Source organism: Streptomyces sp. STAM6 (assembly GCF_054963715.1).
In genome coordinates this window covers 243,418-264,443 of the sequence record NZ_JBUEFZ010000002.1, presented here as the reverse complement: position 1 = coordinate 264,443, position 21,026 = coordinate 243,418, and the positions used below count along the sequence as shown (strand labels likewise).

General features: G+C 72.9%; 13 protein-coding genes. 11 read left to right on the top strand and 2 right to left on the bottom strand.

The genetic code is table 11. From position 1 onward, the window contains the following. The first annotated feature begins 32 nt into the window (after positions 1–32). The 7 genes from ACY34K_RS03605 to ACY34K_RS03575 all read left to right on the top strand — a co-directional run bounded on the left by ACY34K_RS03605 (position 33) and on the right by ACY34K_RS03575 (position 14,098). Positions 33–2,600: a serine/threonine-protein kinase gene (locus ACY34K_RS03605; protein ID WP_462743438.1), complete on the top strand. Its 2,568-nt coding sequence runs from the start codon at positions 33–35 to the stop codon at positions 2,598–2,600. Positions 2,601–2,736: 136 nt separating this feature from the next. After that, on the top strand, positions 2,737–5,280 hold the full coding sequence (locus tag ACY34K_RS03600) for a protein kinase (RefSeq protein WP_462743435.1): 2,544 nt from the start codon (positions 2,737–2,739) through the stop codon (positions 5,278–5,280). A 96-nt stretch (positions 5,281–5,376) separates the two neighbouring features. Further along, positions 5,377–7,104 (top strand): serine/threonine-protein kinase, encoded by a 1,728-nt coding sequence (locus tag ACY34K_RS03595; protein ID WP_462743432.1) that lies wholly within the window; start codon positions 5,377–5,379, stop codon positions 7,102–7,104. A 27-nt stretch (positions 7,105–7,131) separates the two neighbouring features. Beyond that, on the top strand, positions 7,132–8,724 hold the full coding sequence (locus tag ACY34K_RS03590) for a serine/threonine-protein kinase (protein ID WP_462743429.1): 1,593 nt from the start codon (positions 7,132–7,134) through the stop codon (positions 8,722–8,724). Between the two features lie 54 nt (positions 8,725–8,778). After that, a complete protein-coding gene (locus ACY34K_RS03585; RefSeq protein WP_462743427.1) occupies positions 8,779–10,362 on the top strand; it encodes a serine/threonine-protein kinase in 1,584 nt (527 codons plus the stop codon). 145 nt (positions 10,363–10,507) lie between these two features. Beyond that, entirely contained in the window at positions 10,508–12,136 is a 1,629-nt protein-coding gene (locus ACY34K_RS03580) for a succinic semialdehyde dehydrogenase (RefSeq protein ID WP_462743424.1), read from the top strand. Between the two features lie 60 nt (positions 12,137–12,196). Further along, entirely contained in the window at positions 12,197–14,098 is a 1,902-nt protein-coding gene (locus ACY34K_RS03575; protein WP_462743421.1) for a GMC oxidoreductase, read from the top strand. 109 nt (positions 14,099–14,207) lie between these two features. On the opposite strand, the gene ACY34K_RS03570 is transcribed toward ACY34K_RS03575, so the two are convergent. Beyond that, positions 14,208–15,293, bottom strand: coding sequence for an LPXTG cell wall anchor domain-containing protein (locus ACY34K_RS03570; RefSeq protein ID WP_462743418.1), 1,086 nt, complete (start codon positions 15,291–15,293; stop codon positions 14,208–14,210). An 863-nt stretch (positions 15,294–16,156) separates the two neighbouring features. Then, positions 16,157–16,459, bottom strand: a complete 303-nt coding sequence (locus tag ACY34K_RS03565) for a chorismate mutase (protein WP_462743415.1) — start codon at positions 16,457–16,459, stop codon at positions 16,157–16,159. A gap of 312 nt (positions 16,460–16,771) precedes the next feature. Between ACY34K_RS03565 and guaA the strand changes: the two genes are divergently transcribed. From guaA to ACY34K_RS03545, 4 genes are all read left to right on the top strand, one after another. After that, a complete protein-coding gene (guaA, locus tag ACY34K_RS03560; protein WP_462743412.1) occupies positions 16,772–18,355 on the top strand; it encodes a glutamine-hydrolyzing GMP synthase in 1,584 nt (527 codons plus the stop codon). Positions 18,356–18,459: 104 nt separating this feature from the next. Continuing rightward, positions 18,460–19,254, top strand: coding sequence for a class II aldolase/adducin family protein (locus ACY34K_RS03555; protein ID WP_462743410.1), 795 nt, complete (start codon positions 18,460–18,462; stop codon positions 19,252–19,254). Positions 19,255–19,375: 121 nt separating this feature from the next. Next, positions 19,376–20,566 carry a hypothetical protein gene (locus tag ACY34K_RS03550; protein WP_462743407.1) on the top strand — a complete coding sequence of 397 codons (1,191 nt, stop codon included), beginning with the start codon at positions 19,376–19,378 and terminating at the stop codon, positions 20,564–20,566. A gap of 81 nt (positions 20,567–20,647) precedes the next feature. After that, positions 20,648–21,025 carry a Pepco domain-containing protein gene (locus ACY34K_RS03545; RefSeq protein ID WP_462743404.1) on the top strand — a complete coding sequence of 126 codons (378 nt, stop codon included), beginning with the start codon at positions 20,648–20,650 and terminating at the stop codon, positions 21,023–21,025. Position 21,026: the final 1 nt, after the last annotated feature.

The window sequence follows — 21,026 nt, the reverse complement described above, 5'->3', positions numbered from 1 at the left end:
CGGGCGAGGATCAGGGATCGCAGAGGGGACGCATGTCGGGAGCGGAGCAGTCGCGGGACGCGGCGCGGGAACCTCAGCGGGACACGGCGAAGTCGGGTGTCGAGACGGGCGAGGGTGCGGCCGTGGAGTCGGGCGTCGAGCGGAATGTGAAGCGGGAAGCGAAGGGCGGAACCGATGGTTCTGTCCCCGCCGCGCGGTCTTCCGAGCCGGGGGACACGAAGGACGCGCCGGGCGCCCCGGCCCCGGAGCGGGCCGATGCCAAGGAGCCTGACGCCCCGAAGGGCGACGCCACCGAGCCGGCCACCGGCGGCGAATCCGGTAAGCCGGGCGACCCCCGGAGCGCCGGCTCCGGAGCGGACTCGGCGCGGACCGACGCCGCGAGCGGCCCCCGTCCCGACGCGGACGCCAAGGCCGGTACCGGGGCGAAGGGCGGTGTCGGCGCCGAGCCGGGTGCGGGAGCGGGCACGGAAGGTGCTGTGGGGTCGGCTGCTCCGGCCGCGGCGGGCGTGTCGGGGGCGGGCGTGAAGGGTGGTGCCGGCGCGGGTGCGTCGGTCGCTGCCGCTGCCGCTGCCGCTGGCGCCAAGCCGGTCTCGGACGCCAAGCCGGTCTCGGACGCCAAGCCGGTCTCGGACGCCAAGCCGGCCGGGGCCGCGGACGCCAAGCCGGGTACCGGGGCCAGGGGCGGTGCTGTGGCCGGCCGGGGGGCGGTGACCACCGAAGGGCGGTTGCTCGCCGGGCGGTACCGGCTCGGCGGGGTGCTCGGCCGGGGCGGCATGGGCACCGTCTGGCGGGCCGTCGACGAGACGCTCGGCCGCACGGTGGCCGTCAAGGAGCTGCGCTTCCCCAACAGCATCGACGAGGAGGAGAAGCGCCGCCTCATCACGCGTACCCTCCGCGAGGCCAAGGCGATCGCCCGGATCCGCAACAACAGCGCGGTGACGGTCTACGACGTGGTCGACGAGGACGACCGGCCCTGGATCGTCATGGAGCTCATCGAGGGCAAGTCCCTCGCGGACGCCATCCGTGAGGACGGGGTGCTCACGCCGCACCGCGCCGCCGAGGTCGGCCTCGCCATCCTCGACGTCCTGCGCTCCGCGCACCGCGAGGGCATCCTGCACCGCGACGTGAAGCCGTCCAACGTCCTGATCGCCGAGGACGGCAGGGTCGTCCTCACCGACTTCGGCATCGCGCAGGTGGAGGGCGACCCGTCCATCACCTCGACCGGCATGCTCGTCGGCGCGCCCTCCTACATCTCGCCGGAGCGCGCCCGCGGCCACAAGCCGGGGCCGGCCGCGGACATGTGGTCGCTGGGCGGACTGCTCTACGCGAGCGTGGAGGGCTGCCCGCCGTACGACAAGGGCTCGGCGATCGCGACGCTGACGGCCGTCATGACCGAGCAGCTGGACCCGCCGAAGAACGCGGGTCCGCTGGAGGAGGTCATCTACGGCCTGCTGCACAAGGACCCCGCCAAGCGGCTCGACGACGCGGGCGCGCGGGCGCTGCTCAAGGATGTGATCCACGGGGCCGGCCGGCCCGCCGCGCCCGTCGCGGAACCCTCCCCGGAGGCCACGCGGGTCGTGCCGATGCCGCCGGTCCCGCCCGTCCCCGTCGAGCAGGACCGTGGCCGGGAGGGCAAGGAGAAGGCCAGGGAGGCCACCGACGCGGCCGCGGAGCGGATGCGCGGCGCGCTGCGCTCGGTCCGGAACGCGGCGTCGTCCGCCAAGGCGGAGCCCGGGCCCCGGCCCAAGCCCGCCGAGCGGTCCGGACCGCAGGCGCCGGCGCGGGCACCGCTCACCGACGTCGTGCCGCGCCGCACCCTGGTGATCATCGCGATCGTCGTCGCGCTGGCCGTGATCGGCACGGTCCTCGCCATCGCCCTGAGTGGTGGCGACGAGCCGGGCACCAAGGGCCAGGGCAAGCCCTCGGGCGGTACGGCCGCCTCGGCCGGGGCCACCGCGGGCTCTGCGGGGTCCGCGGCCTCCGGCGGAAGCGGTGGCGGGACGGGCGGGAAGCCCGACGGCGAGCAGGGCAAGGAGCAGGAGCCGGGCGGCACCCAGCCCGGCACCGGCGGCCAGGGTGCTCAGCAGGGCGGCGTCACCGGCGGGAAGCCGTCCGGGGCGCCGGGTGGCGGCACCGTACTGCCGGCCGGGTACAAGCTGTTCAGCAACGACCGGTTCAAGTTCACCATGGCGATGCCGGCGAACTTCCGGATGACCGGCGTAGCGGGACAGAACTCGGGCGGGATCTTCAACGTCTCCGAGGGTGCCTTCCCGCGCGTGCAGGTCGACTTCAACGCCAGCCCCAAGGACGACGCCGCCGCTGCCTGGACGGCCGCGTTGACGGCCGTGGCCGCCAGCAGCAGCGGGTACACGCACCACGGCATCAAGGCGGTGGAGTACAAGGGGTACCCGACGGTCGCCGACTGGCAGTTCGAGCGCAATCAGAACGGCAAGCGGGTATGGGTCCTCAACAGGGGCTTCAAGGTCGACGCAGGCCACGGCTACTCGATCATGGTCACCTGTGTGTCCAGTGAGTGGAACGCCTCGGCGTGCAAGACGCTGCGGGAGACGGCGTTCGCGACATTCAGCCCCAAGGACTGAACAGAGCCACGTATCGTGAGAGCTCGCGGACCGTACGCAGCCGGGTTGGGTGGGTAACTGCGCGGTTACGGACCGGATTTGACGGTTCCGTACGTTCCGCGGGGCCGGGGGGACAGCGCGCTCGTGGGGAGGCGTCGTGGAGGAGTACGCGGGAAGGGTGCTCGCGGACCGTTACCGCCTGCCGCTGCCGCCCTCCGACGAGTACGAACTCGTCGAGACACGCGCCTTCGACACCTACAGCGGCCAGGAAGTCCTGGTGCGGCAGTTGCCGCTGCCGGAGGTCGTGGACGCGGAGGTGCTCGACGCCGACGGCATCCCGGGGCCGACCGGCGGGTACGGACAGCCGCGCAGGCCGCCCGGCCGCACGACCCGGCGGCCCACCGACCCCGCGGTGCGGCGCGCCGTCGAGGCCGCCCAGGCCGCCGCGCAGATCCCCGACCACCCCCGGCTCGACCAGGTCTTCGACGTCTTCGCGGAGGCCGGCTCGCTGTGGATAGTGAGTGAGCTCGTCGCGGCCCGCCCCCTCGCCGCGCTCCTCGCCGAGCAGCCCCTGAGCCCGTACCGCGCGGCCGAGATCGGCTCGGACGTGCTCACCGCCCTGCGCGCGCTGCACGTCCACGGCTGGACCCACCGGAACATCACCGTCCGAACCGTGCTCGTCTGTGACGACGGCCGAGTCGTGCTGACCGGACTCGCGGCCGGCGCCGCCGAGGAGGCCCTGTGCGGATACGCGCCGGTGCCGGAGCCCGACTCGGACGACGACGACCCGTACGCGTACGAGGACGGGCACACCGCGCCCGACCCCGCGCCGGGCGGAACGGGAACCCCACCCGGCGCCGCCCCGCCGGCGCTGCCCCAGGGGCCCTCGGCGATCGAGCCGTACGGCAGCGGACCTGCCGAACCGCCCGCGGCCGACGTGCGTGGCGCACGCGCGGGTGCCATCGCCGCCTACCGGGCGGGCGCGCGGGCCGCGGCCCGCGCCCACGAGGCGGCTGACGCCGGTCCGGCCGTCTCTCCGCTGCCACCTCCGCGCGAGGCCGGCGCTCCGCAGTGGTGGTCGCACGCGGGGCACATGGACGACGACGATGACGACGACCACGACGATCACGACGGGGACACCCACGGCGGCGGTGGGCACGACGGGGGAACCGGCGAAGGCCCGCGGCGCGCCCTGCTGACCGGCTCCTGGCACGACGGCCCCGGCTCCGGCCCCGAAGGCCGCCCCCTCTCGGCGGGCGGCGGCACGTCGCCGTACGGCGCCGTCTCGCCGTACGGCGCCAAGGACGCCCTGCGGGCGGACTCCCAGCGCCAGGCGCGGATCCCCGAGCCGGCCCCGGCAGGCGGTCGGTGGGACGACATCGTGGCGAGCGGCCGGCCCCCCGCCTACCGCGGCCCGGCCACTCCCCTCGCGGCCGAGCGCGCCCGCCAGGCAAGGATCGCCGTCGTCGGCGCCGTCACCGAGCGGTGGGCGCCCGAGCAGGCCGGACCGGTCCACGAGAACTGGCAGCTGGCCCCGCCCATCGGGCCGGCCACCGACCTGTGGGCGCTGGGCGCGCTGCTCTACCGCGCAGTCCAGGGCCACGCCCCCTACCCGGAGGAGAGCGCCGCCGAGCTGGTCCAGCTGGTGTGCGCCGAACCGCCCGCGTTCGCCGAGGAATGCGGCCCGCTGCGCCCCGTCGTCGAGTCCCTGCTGCGCCAGGACCCGACGGAGCGGCCGGATGTCGAGGAGCTGCGCGGCTGGCTGCGTTCGCTCATAAGGTCCGCGCCCGAGCCCGACGCGGGCACGGACGTCGTGGCCATGCCGTCCGTCGACGACACCCGGCTGCCCATCGTGCGCCGGCGGGGCGAGCTGGTGCGCAAGCGGCGTGGTGGCGCGGCGGCTTCCGCGCACGGCCGCCACCGCCACCGGAAGACCCGGCCCCCGCGGGGCCGCACGTCCGGCGCTCCCCGCACCCCGGCACCCGCCCGCACCCGCGGCCCCCGGGCCCTCGGGCGCATCCTGCTGATCGCCATACTGCTCGGACTGGCGGCCGCCGTGGCGTACGCCGTGCTGTTCATGCCCGAGGCGGAGCCCCAGGACCGCGGGCAGGGACCGCAGCAGCAGGGCCGGCCACCGGCGACCCGGCAGCCGACGCCGTCCCTGACGCCCGACGGAGGGCAGCAGCAGCCCACTCCGGGCCCGCAGGCCCCCTCGACCAACGCGGTCACGCCCGGCGCGTCCGCACTCGCCGCCGGGTACACGGTGCGCGAGGACCCCGAGGGCTTCCACGTCGGCGTCGACAGGAAGTGGCGGCGCAGCCCCATCAACGACGTGGGCCAGGTCCGTTACACCGGTGGCGACTACACGCTGATCGTGGTCCCCGGCCGGGACTCGGTGCGGGACAACGGCGGTGACCCGATGGAGTACCAGCGCACCAGGGAACGCGAGCTGCAGCCGTGGCGGGACTCGTCCTGGGCCACCGAGACCGGAATGCGCCGTATCGACGTCGGGCGACAGATCATGGCGGAGGGGCAGTTCACCTGGCAGGACAGCAACGGGCGTGAAGTGTATGTCCGAAACTTGGCCCTCATCGTCGGCGACCGCTACCACGTCATCCAGGTCATCGGGCCGGACGGGCAGCGGGACAAGGTGACGGAGATCTACCAACAAGCAGTCAAGGCATACCGAACCACCCGCTGAGAATTGCGTGGCAACCCCACGGTTATGGCCCGCGTGAACCCTCCGTACTCTGGCCTGGCGAAGAACAGGCGGGGACAAGTGGAACACTTTTCGGACATGGGCGCGGGTCTGGTATTGGCCGGGCGCTACCGGCTGAGCGAGACCATCGGCCGCGGCGGTATGGGCAAGGTCTGGCGCGCCCACGACGAGGTGCTGCACCGTACCGTCGCCGTCAAGGAACTGACGGCGGGCCAGTACGTCTCCGAGGCGGACCGGGTCGTCCTCCACGCCCGGACGCAGAAGGAGGCGCGGGCCGCCGCCCGGATCTCCCATCCCGGCGTCGTCACCGTCCACGACGTGCTGGAGCACGACGACCGGCCGTGGATCGTCATGCAGTACGTCGACGGGCCCTCGCTGGCGGACGCGGCCAAGGAGGCCGACGACCGCCGCATCGACGCCCGGGAGGCCGCTCGGATCGGCCTGCACGTGCTGGGCGCGCTGCGGGCGGCGCACGCCGCGGGGGTACTGCACCGGGACGTCAAGCCCGGGAACGTCCTCCTCGCCCGCGACGGCCGGGTGCTGATCACCGACTTCGGGATCGCCGCCATCGAGGGCGACTCGACCATCACCAGGACCGGCGAACTGGTCGGCTCCATCGACTACCTGGCGCCCGAGCGGGTCCGGGGCGGTGACCCGGGGCCCGCCTCCGACCTGTGGTCGCTGGGCGCGACGCTGTACACGGCCGTCGAGGGCACCTCGCCCTTCCGCCGCACGTCACCGATCAGCACGATGCAGGCCGTGGTGACCGAGGAACCGCCGCCGCCCCGGCACGCCGGTGCCCTCGCGCCGGTCATCACCGCGCTGCTGCGCAAGGACCCGGCGGACCGGCCGAACGCCGCCGAGACCGAACGCATGCTGCTGGAGGCCATGGAGGGCCGGACTCCGGACGCCGCCCAGGCCTACGTACCGACCCAGCGTGTGCGCGGCGACGAACTGACCGCCGTGACGGCGCGGCTCACCGAGTCCGAAGCAGGCGGTGGCACGGCGGACTCCCGTACGGCGGCGGACGCGGAGGCCGGGAGCACGTCCCGGCGGGACGCGGCGGGCGGCGACACCGGGGGTCGTGACAGCACGCGCCGCGACATGACGCGCCGTGACACCGCGAGCCGTGACGTCCGGGGCCCCGAGGACCGTCCACGCCCCGCCCGTTCGCGCAGGCTGCTCCTCGCCGCCGTCATCGCCGCCGTCGTCGGCGGTGGTGCGGCCCTCGCGGTCAAGACGTACGCCGACCGCAACGCCGAGGCGGACAGCGCCGCCAGCGGCGGGTCCGCCTCCGGCGGCACCGACTCCTCCGGCACGGGCTCCTCCGGCACCGATTCCCCCGGCGCCGTACCGGCCGGCTGGCAGCGGGTCGAGGACCCGGAGGGTTTCAGCCTGCTCGTCCCCGACGGCTGGAAGCGGCGGGTGGAGAACGGGCAGATCGACTACACCCCGGACAACGGCCGCCACCTCCTGCGGATCAGCCTCGACCGCTCACCGGACTTCGAGACCCCGTGCCGCCACATGGAGGACATCGAGAAGGGGCTGAAGAAGCGACTCCCCCAGTATCAGCGGAAGCAGCTGCGCACGAATACGTTCCGTGATCAACTGGAATCCTGTCTGTGGGAGTTCACCTGGGTCGAGAAGAACGAGAACGCGGGCAAGCGGCACGCCGTCGACCAGGTGTACTTCACGGATGACGGAACCGAGTACGCGCTGTTCATGTCGTCTCCCGCGGCCGACTGGCAGACCACGCGGGAACAGTTCGACACCGTGCTGCGCGGCTGGCGTCCCGCCGAGGAGTGACCTCGGCGCGAGCAGAGGGGATGTGCCGTGTCCGTCGGACCGCAGGAACCGCACGCAACACCGGGGCAGCCGCGGCGGATCGCGGGGCGCTACCGGCTGGAGGCCCGGCTCGGCCGGGGCGGCATGGGCACCGTCTGGCGCGCGTACGACGAGCTGCTCGGCCGCCGCGTCGCCGTCAAGGAACTCCACGTCGACGCGGGCACGGCCACCCACTCCACGCTGCGCGAGGCGCGGGCCGTCGCCCGGGTCCACCACCCGCACGTCATCTGCGTCCATGACGTCGTGGAGGAGGACGGCGTCCCGTACATCGTGATGGAGCTCGTCGAAGGCGTCTCGCTCGCCCAGCGGATCGCGGCCCGGGGACCGGTCGGCACGGCCGAGGCCGCGCGCATCGGACTGGCCCTGCTGGCCGCCCTGCGCGCCGCCCACGCGCTGGGCGTGCTGCACCGCGACCTCAAGCCGGCCAACGTCCTGCTGGAGGAGGGCACCGGCCGGGTCGTCCTCACCGACTTCGGCATCGCGCAGCTCGCCGGCTCCACGACCATCACCGAGACGGGGATGTTCGTCGGCTCGCCCGAGTACACCGCGCCGGAGCGGATGCAGGGCGCGCAGGCCGGCCCGGAGACCGACCTGTGGTCACTGGGCGCGCTGCTGTGCGCGGTGGTGACCGGCCAGTCGCCCTTCCACCGCGACTCGCTGGGCGGGGTGCTGCACGCCGTCGTCGAGGAGGAGGTCAGACCGCCCGCGGCGGCCGGGCCGCTGCTGCCGCTGGTCCGCGGACTGCTGGAGCGCGACCCGCGGCGCAGGATCGGCGCGGAGGAGGCGGAGCGGCTGCTGCGCTCGTACGTCACGACGGGCATGACGCCCGTGTACGTCGCCGGGGTCCGCGATCCCGTCCGCCGTCACCGGGCACGTACACCGCTGGTGGCGGCGGTGCTGCTGGCCGCCCTCGCCGGGGCGGGCGCGGCGGGCGCGCTGCTGCTGTGGGACGACGGCGACAGGGGCGGCGGCCCGCCGGCCGAGCGGGCGACCGTCACCGCCTCGGGCCCGAGCGCGAGTCCCGGCGCGGGGACCGGCCCGGGCCCGACCGCGAGCCCCGGCCCCGGCTCCACCACGGGGCCCGGTCCCGGCGCGAGCCTCACCGCCGGTGCCGGGGGCGGCAGTTCCGACGGCCGTGTCCCCGACGGCTACCGCTCCGTCACCGACCCGGACGGCTTCTCGCTCAGCGTCCCCGAGGGCTACGTCCGCTCCTTCGACGACAAGCGCGTCTACTACATGTCGCCCGACAGGATGTTCCGGATCGGGGTCCGCATCCAGAAGACGGTCGCCGGCGGGCCGCTCGGCGTGATGCGCCTCGCCCACGCCAACGGACCGGACACCCACCCCGGCTACCGCGACGCCCGGGTCACCCCCACCACGTACAACGGACTGCCCGCCGCGCTCTGGGAATTCACCTGGAACGGCTTCTCCGGACGCGAGGGCCCCCGGCACACGTTCGACATCTGCTGGGACGAGGGAGGCCGGATGTACGACGTGTGGGTCTCCGGCCCGGCCGCCCGGCTCGACGAGGTGAAACGCCACTTCGACACCGTTCTCGACTCCTTCACGGCGGGCCGCTGACCACGGGACGGCCGTCACCCCAAGGGCCCCTCACGCATCTGCCAGGATGTGAACATGACGAACAACGGGGGACGGGCGAACGAGCCCACCAGCTACGGCCTGCAGCCGCCGGCGCCGCGCACCGCGGCGCCCCCGACCGCGACACCACCGGGCCCGCAGGCCGTCGTCGGCGGCCGGTACCGCCTGATCGCCCGCCTCGGCCACGGCGGCATGGGCACGGTCTGGCGCGCCCACGACGAGGTCGTCGACCGCGAGGTCGCGGTCAAGGAGCCCCGCGTGCCCGACCACGTCGACGAGCGGGAGCGGGCCAACCTCTATCTGCGCATGCAGCGCGAGGCGCGCGCCGCCGCACGCATCGACCACCCGTCCGTCGTCACCATGCACGACGTCGTCGTCCAGGACGGCAAGCCCTGGATCGTGATGGAGCTGGTGCGCGGCCAGTCGCTCGCCGACCGGCTGCGGGAAGGCACGCTCGACCCGCGCGAGGCCGCCCGGATCGGCCTCGCCGTGCTCGGCGCGCTGGCGGCCGCCCACGAGGCCGGTGTGCTGCACCGGGACGTCAAGCCGGACAACGTCCTGCTCGGCCGCGGAGACCGGGTCGTCCTGACCGATTTCGGCATCGCGCAGGTGGAGGGCGAACAGGGGCTGACCGAGACCGGAGCCTTCGTCGGCTCGCCCGAGTTCATCGCGCCCGAGCGGGTGCTGGGGCAGCGCCCCGGCCCGGAGTCCGACCTGTGGTCGCTCGGTGTCGTGCTGTACGCCGCGGTCGAGGGCATGTCGCCGTACCGCCGCTCCAACACCCCCGCCACCCTCCAGGCCGTGCTGTCGGCCGAGCCGCAGCTCCCCGCCCGTGGCTCCGGCGCGTTCGGCACGCTGGTGATGCAACTGCTGCGCAAGGACCCGGCGGCCCGGCCGGAGGCGGCCGAGATCCGCGCCGTCCTGGAGGCGGTGGCCCGGCCGCCGCAGCCGCAGTGGCCGCTCGACGCGACCCGGGCCGTGACGGGCGGCGGCCGGGGCAGCGCCTGGGTGCCGCCGGTCCTCCAGGGCAACCGCAAGGCGCAGTACGGGCTGCTGAGCGGGGTGCTCGCCGTGGCGATCACCCTCGTGCTGGTCCTCGCCAACCCGTTCGCGGCCGAGGAGCTGCCCGCCGACTGGATCGTGCGGCCGGAGAACGAGGTCGTCTCGGCGGAGGTCGCCGTCCCCAAGGAGTACGAGCGGGTCGAGGGCGACAACGGCAGCAGCGTCACGTACTACGACCCGAGCGGCATCTTCGTCGTGTACCTGGAGCAGGTCGACCGGTCCAAGAACCAGGAGAGCCTCGAACCGACCGCCGAGGCCTGGGCGGCCCACTACGAGAAGGGCGGCGTTAGCGGCACCGAGATCAAGGACGCGGACGTGGACACCCGGAAGGTGCAGCACCAGGGCAGGGCCGCGGCCGAGACGGTCGTCGACTACACCCCGTACAGCTCGACCTCGGAGGACCCGATCCGCTACCGCTGGCACGAGCGCTACGTCACCCAGGACAAGAACGTGTACTGGCGGCTGCGGGTGTCCATGCCGGCGGAGGGCAAGGGCGTCCGGGACGGCGAGGCGCTGTACGCGGACGTCACGAAGTGGCTCACCTTCCAGGGGCTGTGACGGGATCCTCACCGGGTGCCGAAAGGCCCGGATAGCGCCTGATCAGGGCTTCCTTGCCAGTGAACACTGGCGTGGTGTGAGCGGCCGGTGAAAAGGTGTTACCGGTGGGTACCGGACGGGTCCCTTTGCGCATACCCTCGCCCCCATGACGGACTCGCAGGCCACCGCCGCCCCCCTCGGCACATCCCTCGGTACGAACCCGATCGCCCCCGCACCGGCCGGTGCGCGCACCGCCGCCGACGTCGTCACACCGGAGGTCGTCGCCCAGCTCACGCGAGGCGTCGTCGGCTCCGGCCGGACCGCCAACCACACCCCGTTCACCGGGGAGGTACTGGCGGAGCTGCCCGAATCCACCCCGGAGGACGTCGCCGAGGCGTTCGCGCGCGCCCGCGCCGCCCAGCCCGTGTGGGCCGCGACGCCCGTCCGGGCCCGCGCCGCGGTGCTGCTGCGCTTCCACGACCTGGTCCTGGAGCGCCAGGCCGAGATCCTCGACCTCATCCAGCTGGAGACCGGGAAGGCCCGGCTCCACGCCCACGAGGAGGTCCAGGCGGTCGCCGTCGCCGCCCGCCACTACGGCCGCCGGGCCGCCGCCTATCTCAAGCCGAAGCGGCACACCGGTGTCGTACCCACCCTCACCAAGGTCACCGAGCTGCGTCAGCCGCGCGGTGTCATCGGCCAGATCGCCCCCTGGAACTATCCGCTGGAGCTGTCCGTCGGTGACGCGCTGCCCGCCTTCGTCGCGGGCAACGCGGTCGTCATGAAGCCCGACACCGAGACCGCGCTGACCGCCCTCTGGGCCCGTGACCTGCTGATAGAGGCCGGCCTGCCCGCCGATGTCTTCCAGGTCGTGCTCGGCGACGGCCCGGTCGTCGGACCCGAGGTCGTCAAGCACGCCGACTACGTCTCCTTCACCGGCTCGACCCGCACCGGCCGCGAGGTCGCCCAGGGCGCCGCGGCCCGCCTCGTCGGCGTCTCCCTCGAACTCGGCGGCAAGAACGCCATGCTCGTCCTCCACGACGCCGACGTGGAGAAGGCCGCCGCCGGTGCCGTCCGTGCGTGCTTCTCCTCCGCCGGCCAACTCTGCATCTCCATCGAGCGGCTCTACGTCCACGAGTCCGTCGCCGACGACTTCATCGAGCGCTTCGCCGCCCGCACCAGGGCGATGCGCCTCGGCACGTCCCTCGCCTACGGCGCCGACATGGGCTCCCTGGTCGGCGAGCGGCAGCTGGAGACCGTGCGGCGCCATGTCGACGAGGCCGTCGCCAAGGGCGCCACCCTCGTCGCCGGCGGTGTCGCCCGTCCCGACATCGGGCCCCTCTTCTACGAGCCGACCATCCTCGACGGCGTCGAGGCGCCGATGGCGGTGTGCGGCGAGGAGACCTTCGGCCCCGTCGTCTCGATCTACCGGTTCAAGGACGAGGACGACGTCATCGAACAGGCCAACGCCACCGCCTACGGCCTCAACTCCAGCGTCTGGACCGAGGACGGCCGGCGCGGCCACGCCGTCGCCGCCAGGCTCCGCACCGGCACCGTCAACATCAACGAGGGGTACGCCCCGGCCTACGGCAGCGTCCAGTCGCCGATGGGCGGCATGAAGGACTCCGGCCTCGGCCGCCGGCACGGCTCCGAGGGCATCCTCAAGTACACCGAGGCCCAGACGGTCGCCCAGCAGCGAATCCTCCCGCTCGCCCCGGCGTTCGGCATGGACGACGAGAAGTACGCGGCGTTCATGACCACCAGCCTGCGGGTGATGAAGGCGCTGCGCTTCCGCTGAGCCGCCGCCACGGCCCCCACCGCCCGCCCGATTTCCCCCTTTTCGGTATGAGGAGAGCCCATGCCCCAGGTCCCCCCTGCCCAGAATCAGGAAGGCTCCGACACCGCGTACGACTACGACGTCATCGTCGTCGGCTCGGGCTTCGGCGGCGCGGTCTCGGCCCTGCGGCTGACCGAGAAGGGCTACCGGGTCGGCGTCCTCGAAGCCGGCCGCCGCTTCACCCGCGAGACGCTCCCGAAGAACTCCTGGGACCTGCGCAACTACCTGTGGGCACCCGCCCTGGGGCTGTTCGGCATCCAGCGCATCCATCTGCTGGGCAACGTCATGGTCCTGGCGGGCGCCGGTGTCGGCGGCGGCTCACTCAACTACGCCAACACCCTGTACGTACCGCCCGAGCCGTTCTTCCGGGACAAGCAGTGGGCGTCCATCACCGACTGGCAGGCCGAACTGGCCCCGTACTACGACCAGGCCAAGCGCATGCTGGGCGTCCGGCTCAACCCGACCATGACGCCCTCGGACATCCACCTGAAGGCGGCCGCCGAGGCCATGGGCGTCGGCCACACCTTCCATCTCGCCCCGGTCGGCGTCTTCTTCGGCGACGGCAAGGACGCGGTCGGCGAGGACGGGGCGAGCGACGGCGGGGCCGGTTCGGACCGGGCGAGCGACGGCGGGGCCGGCGGGGCCGGCGGGGCCGGGGCGGCGCCTGCCGCGAAAGCCGGCGCGCGGCCCGGCGCCGACGTCGCGGACCCGTACTTCGGCGGCGCCGGCCCGTCCCGGCGCGCCTGCACCGAGTGCGGCGAGTGCATGACCGGCTGCCGGCACGGCGCGAAGAACACCCTCAACGAGAACTACCTCCACCTCGCCGAGAAGGCCGGGGCCGTCATCCACCCCATGACCACGGTCACCGCGATCACCGACGACCCGTCCGGCGCCGGTTACCTGGTCTCCACCGTGCCCACGCACCGCCGCCGCAAGGCCACCCCCCGCTCCCTGCGTGCCAGGTACGTCGTGGTCGCGGCGGGCACGTACGGCACCCAGACCCTGCTGCACACCATGAAGGACCGCGGGCTCCTCCCGCGCGTGTCCGCCCGCCTCGGCGAACTGACCCGCACCAACTCCGAGGCACTGGTCGGCTCCCAGACCACCGACCGCCGCTACCGCAAGCGCCACGGTCACCGGCGGGCCGACTTCACCCGGGGCGTGGCGATCACCTCGTCGATCCATCCCGACGAGAACACCCACATAGAACCCGTCCGCTACGGCAAGGGCTCCAACGCGATGGGCTCCCTGTCCATCCTCCAGGTCCCCTACGCCGACCGGCGCGTCACGGCCTGGCTCGGCAACGTCGCCCGCCACCCCTGGCTGACCCTGCGGTCCCTGTCCAACCGCCGCTGGTCGGAGCGGACGATCATCGGCCTCGTCATGCAGTCCCTGGACAACTCCCTGACCACCTTCCGCAAGCCGGGCGGCCTCGGCAAGGGCCTGCTCACCGCCCGCCAGGGCCACGGGGCGCCCAACCCCAAGCAGATAGCGGAGGGCACCCGGGCGGCGACCCTCGTCGCCGAGGAGATCAACGGCTTCGCCGGCTCCAACGTCGGCGAACTCATGGGCACCCCGCTGACCGCCCACTTCCTCGGCGGCTGCGTCATCGGCGCCACCGCCGACGACGGCGTCATCGACCCGTACCACCGCCTCTACGGCCACCCGGGCATCTCGGTCGTGGACGGCGCCGCCGTCTCCGCCAACCTCGGCGTGAACCCCTCGCTCACGATCACCGCCCAGGCGGAACGCGCCATGTCCTTCTGGCCCAACAAGGGCGACACCGACCCGCGCCCCCGGCAGGGATCCGCCTACGAGCGCCTCGCCCCCGTCGAACCCAAGTCCCCGGCGGTCCCGGCGGACGCCTTCGGCGCACTGAGGCTGCCCTTCCTGGGCATGCCGCAGGTCCCGCCGAAGAAGTGACCGCCCGGGGGACGAAGAAGTGACCGCCCGGGGGACCGGGACATGAGAGAGGCGCTGCACCCCCCTCCGAGTGCAGCGCCTCTCTTGTCCTTGTGTCGCGTACTACGCGTTACGCGGCGGCACCGCTGTTACGGCGCTTCAGCGCGAAGACGACACCGGCACCGGCGACGATGGCGATACCACCGGCGATACCGATGGTCGGCAGCATCGAGTTGGAACCGGTCTCGGCGAGGTTGCCCGTGACGGGGACCGGCTTGACGTCGCCCTGCGGCTTCAGGTCCGCCTGCGGCTTGTCACCGGTCGGCTTGGAGTCCTCGACCTCACCCGGGTTCTTGCCGGCCGCGATGACCTTGAAGGTGTAGAGCTCGCCGGTCTCGAAGCACTTGTACGTCTCGTCCTCGGCACCGTTGTCGTAGCTGCCGACGGCGATCGCCAGGCCGTCACCCGCGGGCGCCGCCTTGTCGATCTTCACACGGAGCTCGATGGTGGCCGTCTCGTCGGCCTCGAGGCTGACGTTGCCGTAGAACATCCCGTTGTTGAAGCCGGAGCCGGCGAAGTCGTTGACCCACTCGCCGGACTCGGGGTCCTTGTACTCGAAGTGCGCGTGCTTGGAGAGGAGCGTGTCGTCCTCGCTCGGCTGACCGTTGCCGCCGTCGTACGCCGCGGCGGCGAAGACCTCGACGTTCTCGATGCTGTTCTTGCCGGTGTTCTCCACGTTGAACGTGAAGTTCTTCCAGCCGCTGCCCGCGACGATCTTGTTCGGGAACCCGCCGAGGGAGACCTTGATGGAGGCCTCCTCGCAGGAGAACTCCTCGCCGAGGTCTTCCTCATCCTCGGACTCGCCGGGCTTGGCGTCCTCGGCGGGCTTCTCGGCCGGCTTGGTGTCTTCGGCGGGCTTCTCGGCCGGCTTGGTGTCCTCGGCGGGCTTGGTGTCCTCGGCCGGCTTGGTGTCGTCCGCCGGCTCGGTCCCCTCGGCCGTGTCCGTGTCCGTCTCGGTGGCCGGGTCCGTCGTGTCGGGCTCGGTGGTGCCCGGGTCCGTCGTGCCGGCCGCCGGGTCCTGCTCACCGGTCGTGCCGGAGGAGGTCGTCGTGCTGGTCGTGCCGTCCGTCGCGTACGCGGCCGGAGCCGCCAGGAAGGCGGCAGGGGCGATGACAGCGGTCGCGGCGGCGACTGCCATGGCGCGGCGAAGCTTCATTCAGAGACCTCAGGTCTTGGCGTGCCGCGGCTGGCGGCACGGGTGCGAGGGCCTCCCGAGGTGGGGGTGTCACGGGTGGGGCCGTTGTTTCGCATGCATGACCTACGACCTCGCGGTTTGGTTGCACGGAAAATGGCCGAGAGTTGTTGTGTGCTGCGTCACATGGGCCGGCCCGCTCTCGGCTCCACCACCGTGGGTCTGCCGGCGACCGGGCCGAGCGGGGGAGTGGCCCGGAGGCCACTCAGTGGCGAAATCCCGCCCGAAAGGCCGGGGGAACGTCCCGACGAGCGCCTGTTCCTCCGCGCGGGCGCTGACCGACCGCGCTGACCGACCGCGCTGACCGACCGCGCGGTCCGACGGCGCTGTCCGGCGGTGCAGAGCAAGGGCCCCGCGGACGCGTTCCGCGGGGCCCTTGGCCGTCAGCACCGGCGTCGGGGCGGCGCCGGTGCCGCGGGGCGCGGCGCCGGGGGTGCGCCGCTCGGGTGGCAGGTGGGGCGGGTGTGCGGTCGTGGGGGCCGGACGGCCGCCCGGGCGCCGCGCCCTTGCGCGAGGGCGCGGGGACGGTGTGGTGAGTCGTTCCGCATCCGCTGGACGGCCGGGGCGGGCGCAAAGGTTCCGGCCGATGCGGCCGGCTCCGGGCGTCCCCGGAGCCGACCGCCCTTTCGGGTGACCGGGCTGCTGTCCCCTGCCGTCCGGTCACGCACGCTGGGGCGAGGTCCCACGACGTACCCACGGGTACGCCACACGCCCCAGCGGAGCCACGCGTGGTTTTCTCGGGGCCGCGCCTGGCTGGCACGGACAACGGGACCAACGAAGCCCGCGCGGCTGCGGTCACGCGCCGTACGGGTGAGACCGGACCGAACTCAGATGCGGCCCCGGCACAGCTCCAGCATCGTCATCGCCAGCGACGTACCCGGCTTGCCCAGCGCGTCCCGGTAGTGGGCGAGCACCTCCATCTCGCGCGCCAGGTTCACGCGCCGGCCGCCGGAGGAGATCCGGGCCTCCTGGATGACGGCCGAGACGGCCATCCGTTCCTGGATGAGGCCGATGATCCGGTCGTCGAGGGCGTCGATGCGCTCACGCGCGTTCGTGATCACGTGGGCGGCCTCGTCGGTGCGGGCGCCGGTCTTCTCGGTGGCGATGGCGGTGGTGTCGAGAGCGGTCATGACGGGGCTCCTTGGAGGGATCGGGAACCCCGGGTGGCGACGTGGCCGGGAAAACGCAAGGCGCCCCGGGCCTTGTCGGCCCGGGGCGCCTGGGAAGTCGCTGTGAGTGGCTCAAGCAGCACGACCATGGCAGCCGGACGGGCCGGTGCCATAGGTAAAGAGGAAGGTCGGGAGCTTGTGCATGCGGCAAGTATGGACCATCCGCCGGGCGGGGTGAGCGCGGGTTCGGATGGTGAGACAAAAGAGAGCCCGGGGGCGGCCGGTAGAATCGACATACAGACCCCCTCCTCCCCACGCCGGAAGGCCGCCGTAGTGTCATCAGCGAATCCCGCTGCCGCGCCCGACGCCGTACTCGTCGTCGACTTCGGCGCGCAGTACGCCCAGCTCATCGCCCGTCGTGTCCGTGAGGCCCGGGTCTACAGCGAGATCGTCCCGTCCACCATGCCGGTGGCCGAGATGCTGGCCAAGAACCCCAAGGCGATCATCCTCTCCGGCGGGCCGTCGTCCGTGTACGAGGAGGGCGCGCCCCAGCTCGACCGCGCGATCTTCGAGGCCGGTGTCCCCGTCTTCGGCATGTGCTACGGCTTCCAGCTGATGGCCACGACCCTCGGCGGCACGGTCGACAACACCGGCGCGCGGGAGTACGGCCGCACGCCGCTGCACGTCACCAAGAACTCCTCCACCCTCTTCGAGGGCACCCCGGCCGAGCAGCCGGTGTGGATGTCGCACGGCGACGCCTGCTCCGCCGCGCCCGAGGGCTTCACGGTCACCGCGTCCACGGACGTCGTGCCGGTCGCGGCCTTCGAGAACGACGAGAAGAAGCTGTACGGCGTGCAGTACCACCCCGAGGTGATGCACTCCACGCACGGCCAGCAGATCCTGGAGCACTTCCTCTACCGGGGCGCCGGCATCGAGCCCGACTGGACCACGGGCAATGTCATTGAGGAGCAGATCGAGGCGATCCGCGCCCAGGTCGGCGACAGGCGCGCGATCTGCGGTCTGTCCGGCGGCGTGGACTCCGCGGTGGCCGCGGCCCTGGTCCAGAAGGCCATCGGCTCGCAGCTGACCTGCGTGTACGTCGACCACGGTCTGATGCGCAAGGGCGAGACCGAGCAGGTCGAGAAGGACTTCGTGGCGGCGACCGGCGTCCAGCTGAAGGTCGTCGACGCGCAGGAGCGGTTCCTGAACGCGCTCGCCGGGGTGTCCGACCCCGAGGAGAAGCGGAAGATCATCGGCCGTGAGTTCATCCGCGTCTTCGAGCAGGCCCAGGCCGAGATCGTGGCCGAGGCGCCGGGCGACCAGCCGGTGGAGTTCCTGGTGCAGGGCACGCTCTACCCGGACGTCGTCGAGTCCGGTGGCGGCACCGGCACGGCGAACATCAAGTCGCACCACAATGTAGGCGGCCTGCCCGAGGACCTCGAGTTCCAGCTGATCGAGCCGCTGCGCAAGCTGTTCAAGGACGAGGTCCGGATGGTCGGCCAGGAGCTCGGCCTGCCGGAGGAGATCGTCCAGCGCCAGCCCTTCCCGGGCCCGGGCCTCGGTATCCGTATCGTCGGCGAGGTCACCAAGGAGCGCCTGGACCTGCTGCGCGAGGCCGACGCCATCGCCCGCGAGGAGCTCACGGCGGCCGGTCTGGACCGTGACATCTGGCAGTGCCCGGTCGTGCTGCTCGCGGACGTCCGCAGCGTGGGCGTCCAGGGCGACGGCCGGACGTACGGCCACCCGATCGTCCTGCGCCCGGTCTCGTCCGAGGACGCGATGACCGCGGACTGGACGCGCATGCCGTACGACGTGCTGGCGAAGATCTCGACGCGGATCACCAACGAGGTGCGTGACGTCAACCGGGTCGTGCTCGACGTGACGAGCAAGCCGCCGGGCACCATCGAGTGGGAGTGATCCCCGCATCCGCCTGACCGGAGCCGCCGTCCACCACTGGTGGGCGGCGGCTCCGTCGTGCGATCTCTCTGGTCAGTTGCCGTGACCGGAGGTAACTTCCGGCCATGACGGATGCGGACGCACCCCAGCCGATACCGGTCGACCGGCTGCACTTCGCGATGCCGCCCACCCACGGTTCCGCGGCCGAGGAGCGCGAGCACCGCAGACAGCGGCTGGCCGGCGCGCTGCGGCTGTTCGCGCGGTTCGGCCACGACGAGGGGGTCGCCGGGCACATCACCGCGCGGGACCCGGAGTTCGCCGACTGCTACTGGGTCAATCCCTTCGGGGCGCCGTTCGCGGACCTCACGGCCGGTAATCTGATCCTGGTGAACGGCGACGGTCAGGTCGTCCACGGGACCGAGCACGTCAACCAGGCGGCGTTCACCGTCCATGCCGAGGTCCACCGGGCACGGCCCGGCGTGGTCGCCGTGGCGCACGCCCACTCCACGTACGGCCGGGCGCTCGCCGCGCTCGGCGAGCCGATCGAGCCGATCACGCAGGAGGCGTGCGCCTTCTACGAGGACCACGCGCTGTACGACGCCTACAGCGGCGTGTCCGTGGACGCCGCCGAGGGACGGCGGATCGCGGCGGCGCTCGGCGGCCGCAAGGCGGTAATCCTGCGCAACCACGGGCTGCTGACCGTCGGCGACTCGGTGGACGCGGCGGCCTGGTGGTTCATCGCCATGGAGCGGTGCAGCCGGGTGCAACTGGCCGCCCGGGCGGCCGGGAAGCCGGTGCCGATCGGGCACCGGGACGCGGTGGCGACGCGTGAGCAGCTCGGGAGTGACCTGGTCGCCTGGATCAACTACCAGCCGCTGTGGCGACGGATCAGCCGAGCCGAGCCCGAACTCCTGTCGTAGTACGTCAATTTGCCCGCCCTCCTTTCACTCGCAGGGGAGGTGTGAGCGGGCAGCGGACGTTGCCATTCGTACGAAAGAATTCCTTTTCCTTGTCCGGCGTCGAGACATGGGAGGGACCGCCATGGCGGTGCACGAAGCGAGGCGGTGCGGCGGGTGCTCGCACGGGGCGCGCGAGGAGCACCGCCGGGCGGTGGCGGCGTTCCGCGCACGGCGCGACCAGCTGGCGGTGGGCGAGGGGCTCCCGGACGGGGCGTCCCGGCAGTGGGTCTCGGACGAACTCGCCCGGTCCGCCCGCGCGGTCGCCGCCCACGGCCGGGCGCTCGGCGACGCCTGGCTGCACCTCGTCCGGCGCGGCACGCTGCTCGCGGTCTGGGGCGGCGTCACCCTGCTGCTCCTGGCCCAGGCGGGTACCGCGCTCCTCGGTGCCGGCTGGACACCCACCCGCACCGCCGGACTCGCCACGGCGGTCGTCATGGGAGTCCTGCTGACCCTCGCGGCCGCCGTCCACCAGGCGCACGGCGGACTGCTCGCCCCCCTGATCGGCGAGGACAACCGGCTGTCCACGTCCCGCGCGGTCGCCTCCGCCTGGGTCGTCTTCGCCGTGTACGCCGGACTGTTCCTGACCTTCCAGGGGATCGTCCGGCTCGACCGGGGTGCCCGTCTGCTGATCGTCCTGGCGCTGGTGTGCGGGGCCGTCGTCGCCGTACGCAAGGTGGTGACCGTACGCCTCCTGTCGCAGCGCCTGCAGAAGGTGCGTGCCGACCGGCCGCGCGCCGCCGACCTGCTGTGCGACGACGCCGGGCGCGGCAGCCTCGCGGACGCGCAGTACGTGCTGGTGTCCGCGTTCGCCGTGCTCTTCGCCACCGCCCGGCTCGTCCGCCGCCCCGACCAGCTGCCCCACCTTCCCTGGGCGCTCGTCCTGCTGGTCGCCGTCTCGGCCGCCACCTATCTGGCCGCCAAGTGCGCCGAGGGCGTCCGCCCGGTGATCCTCTCGGTGGTCCGCACCCGGGAGACGGGTGATCCGGGCGCCCCGATCCGCCCGGGCGACGACATCGAGATCCGCGGCGCGGGCTTCGTGCCGCCCGGCGCGGCCACCCCCGACCACCTCACCCGCATGGTGGTGCGGATCGGACCGGTCCACATCCAGGTCCCCCTCGTGCCCGCCCCGGGCGGCTTCGCCAACCCCACCGACACCACCCTCACCGTCCCGGTCCCCCCGGACGTCCCCGCGGGCTGGGCGGACGTCCAGGTGGTGACCGCGTCGGGAGCGGTGACCAACCGGGTGGTCATCGACGTGTCGGGGGCCAACTGACGTTTCACCGGCGCCGGTTGGCGTCGACTCCGTACGATGCAACGGTCCCGGACGGGACACGAGTGAAGGGGAGGGACGAGCATGACGGTGCACGGTGGCGAGAGCCCGCCTGCGGTCAGGCCCGCGCGGGAGCTGGAAATCCTCGTCGACGGCGAAGGCGTGGACGGCTCCACCAACGTGGTCTTCAAGGGGCGGCGCGGCGCACGAGACGTCGCCGCCGTCTCCGTGGCCACCGACAGCTTCCGTCAGAGTCTTGAGCGGAACGTCGCCGCCTTGCGCGAGATCTTCGAGCGGGTGGCCGCGCCGGAATCCGCGTTCCCGCTGAGTGAGGTCCAGCTCTCCTTCGAGGTGTCCGCCAAGGGCGGCTTCCAGCTCGTCGGAACCAGTGAGGTGCAGGGCAAGGGGGCCATCACCCTGGTGTTCCGGGCTCCTGGCCCCGACAGCCCCACCACCGACTGAG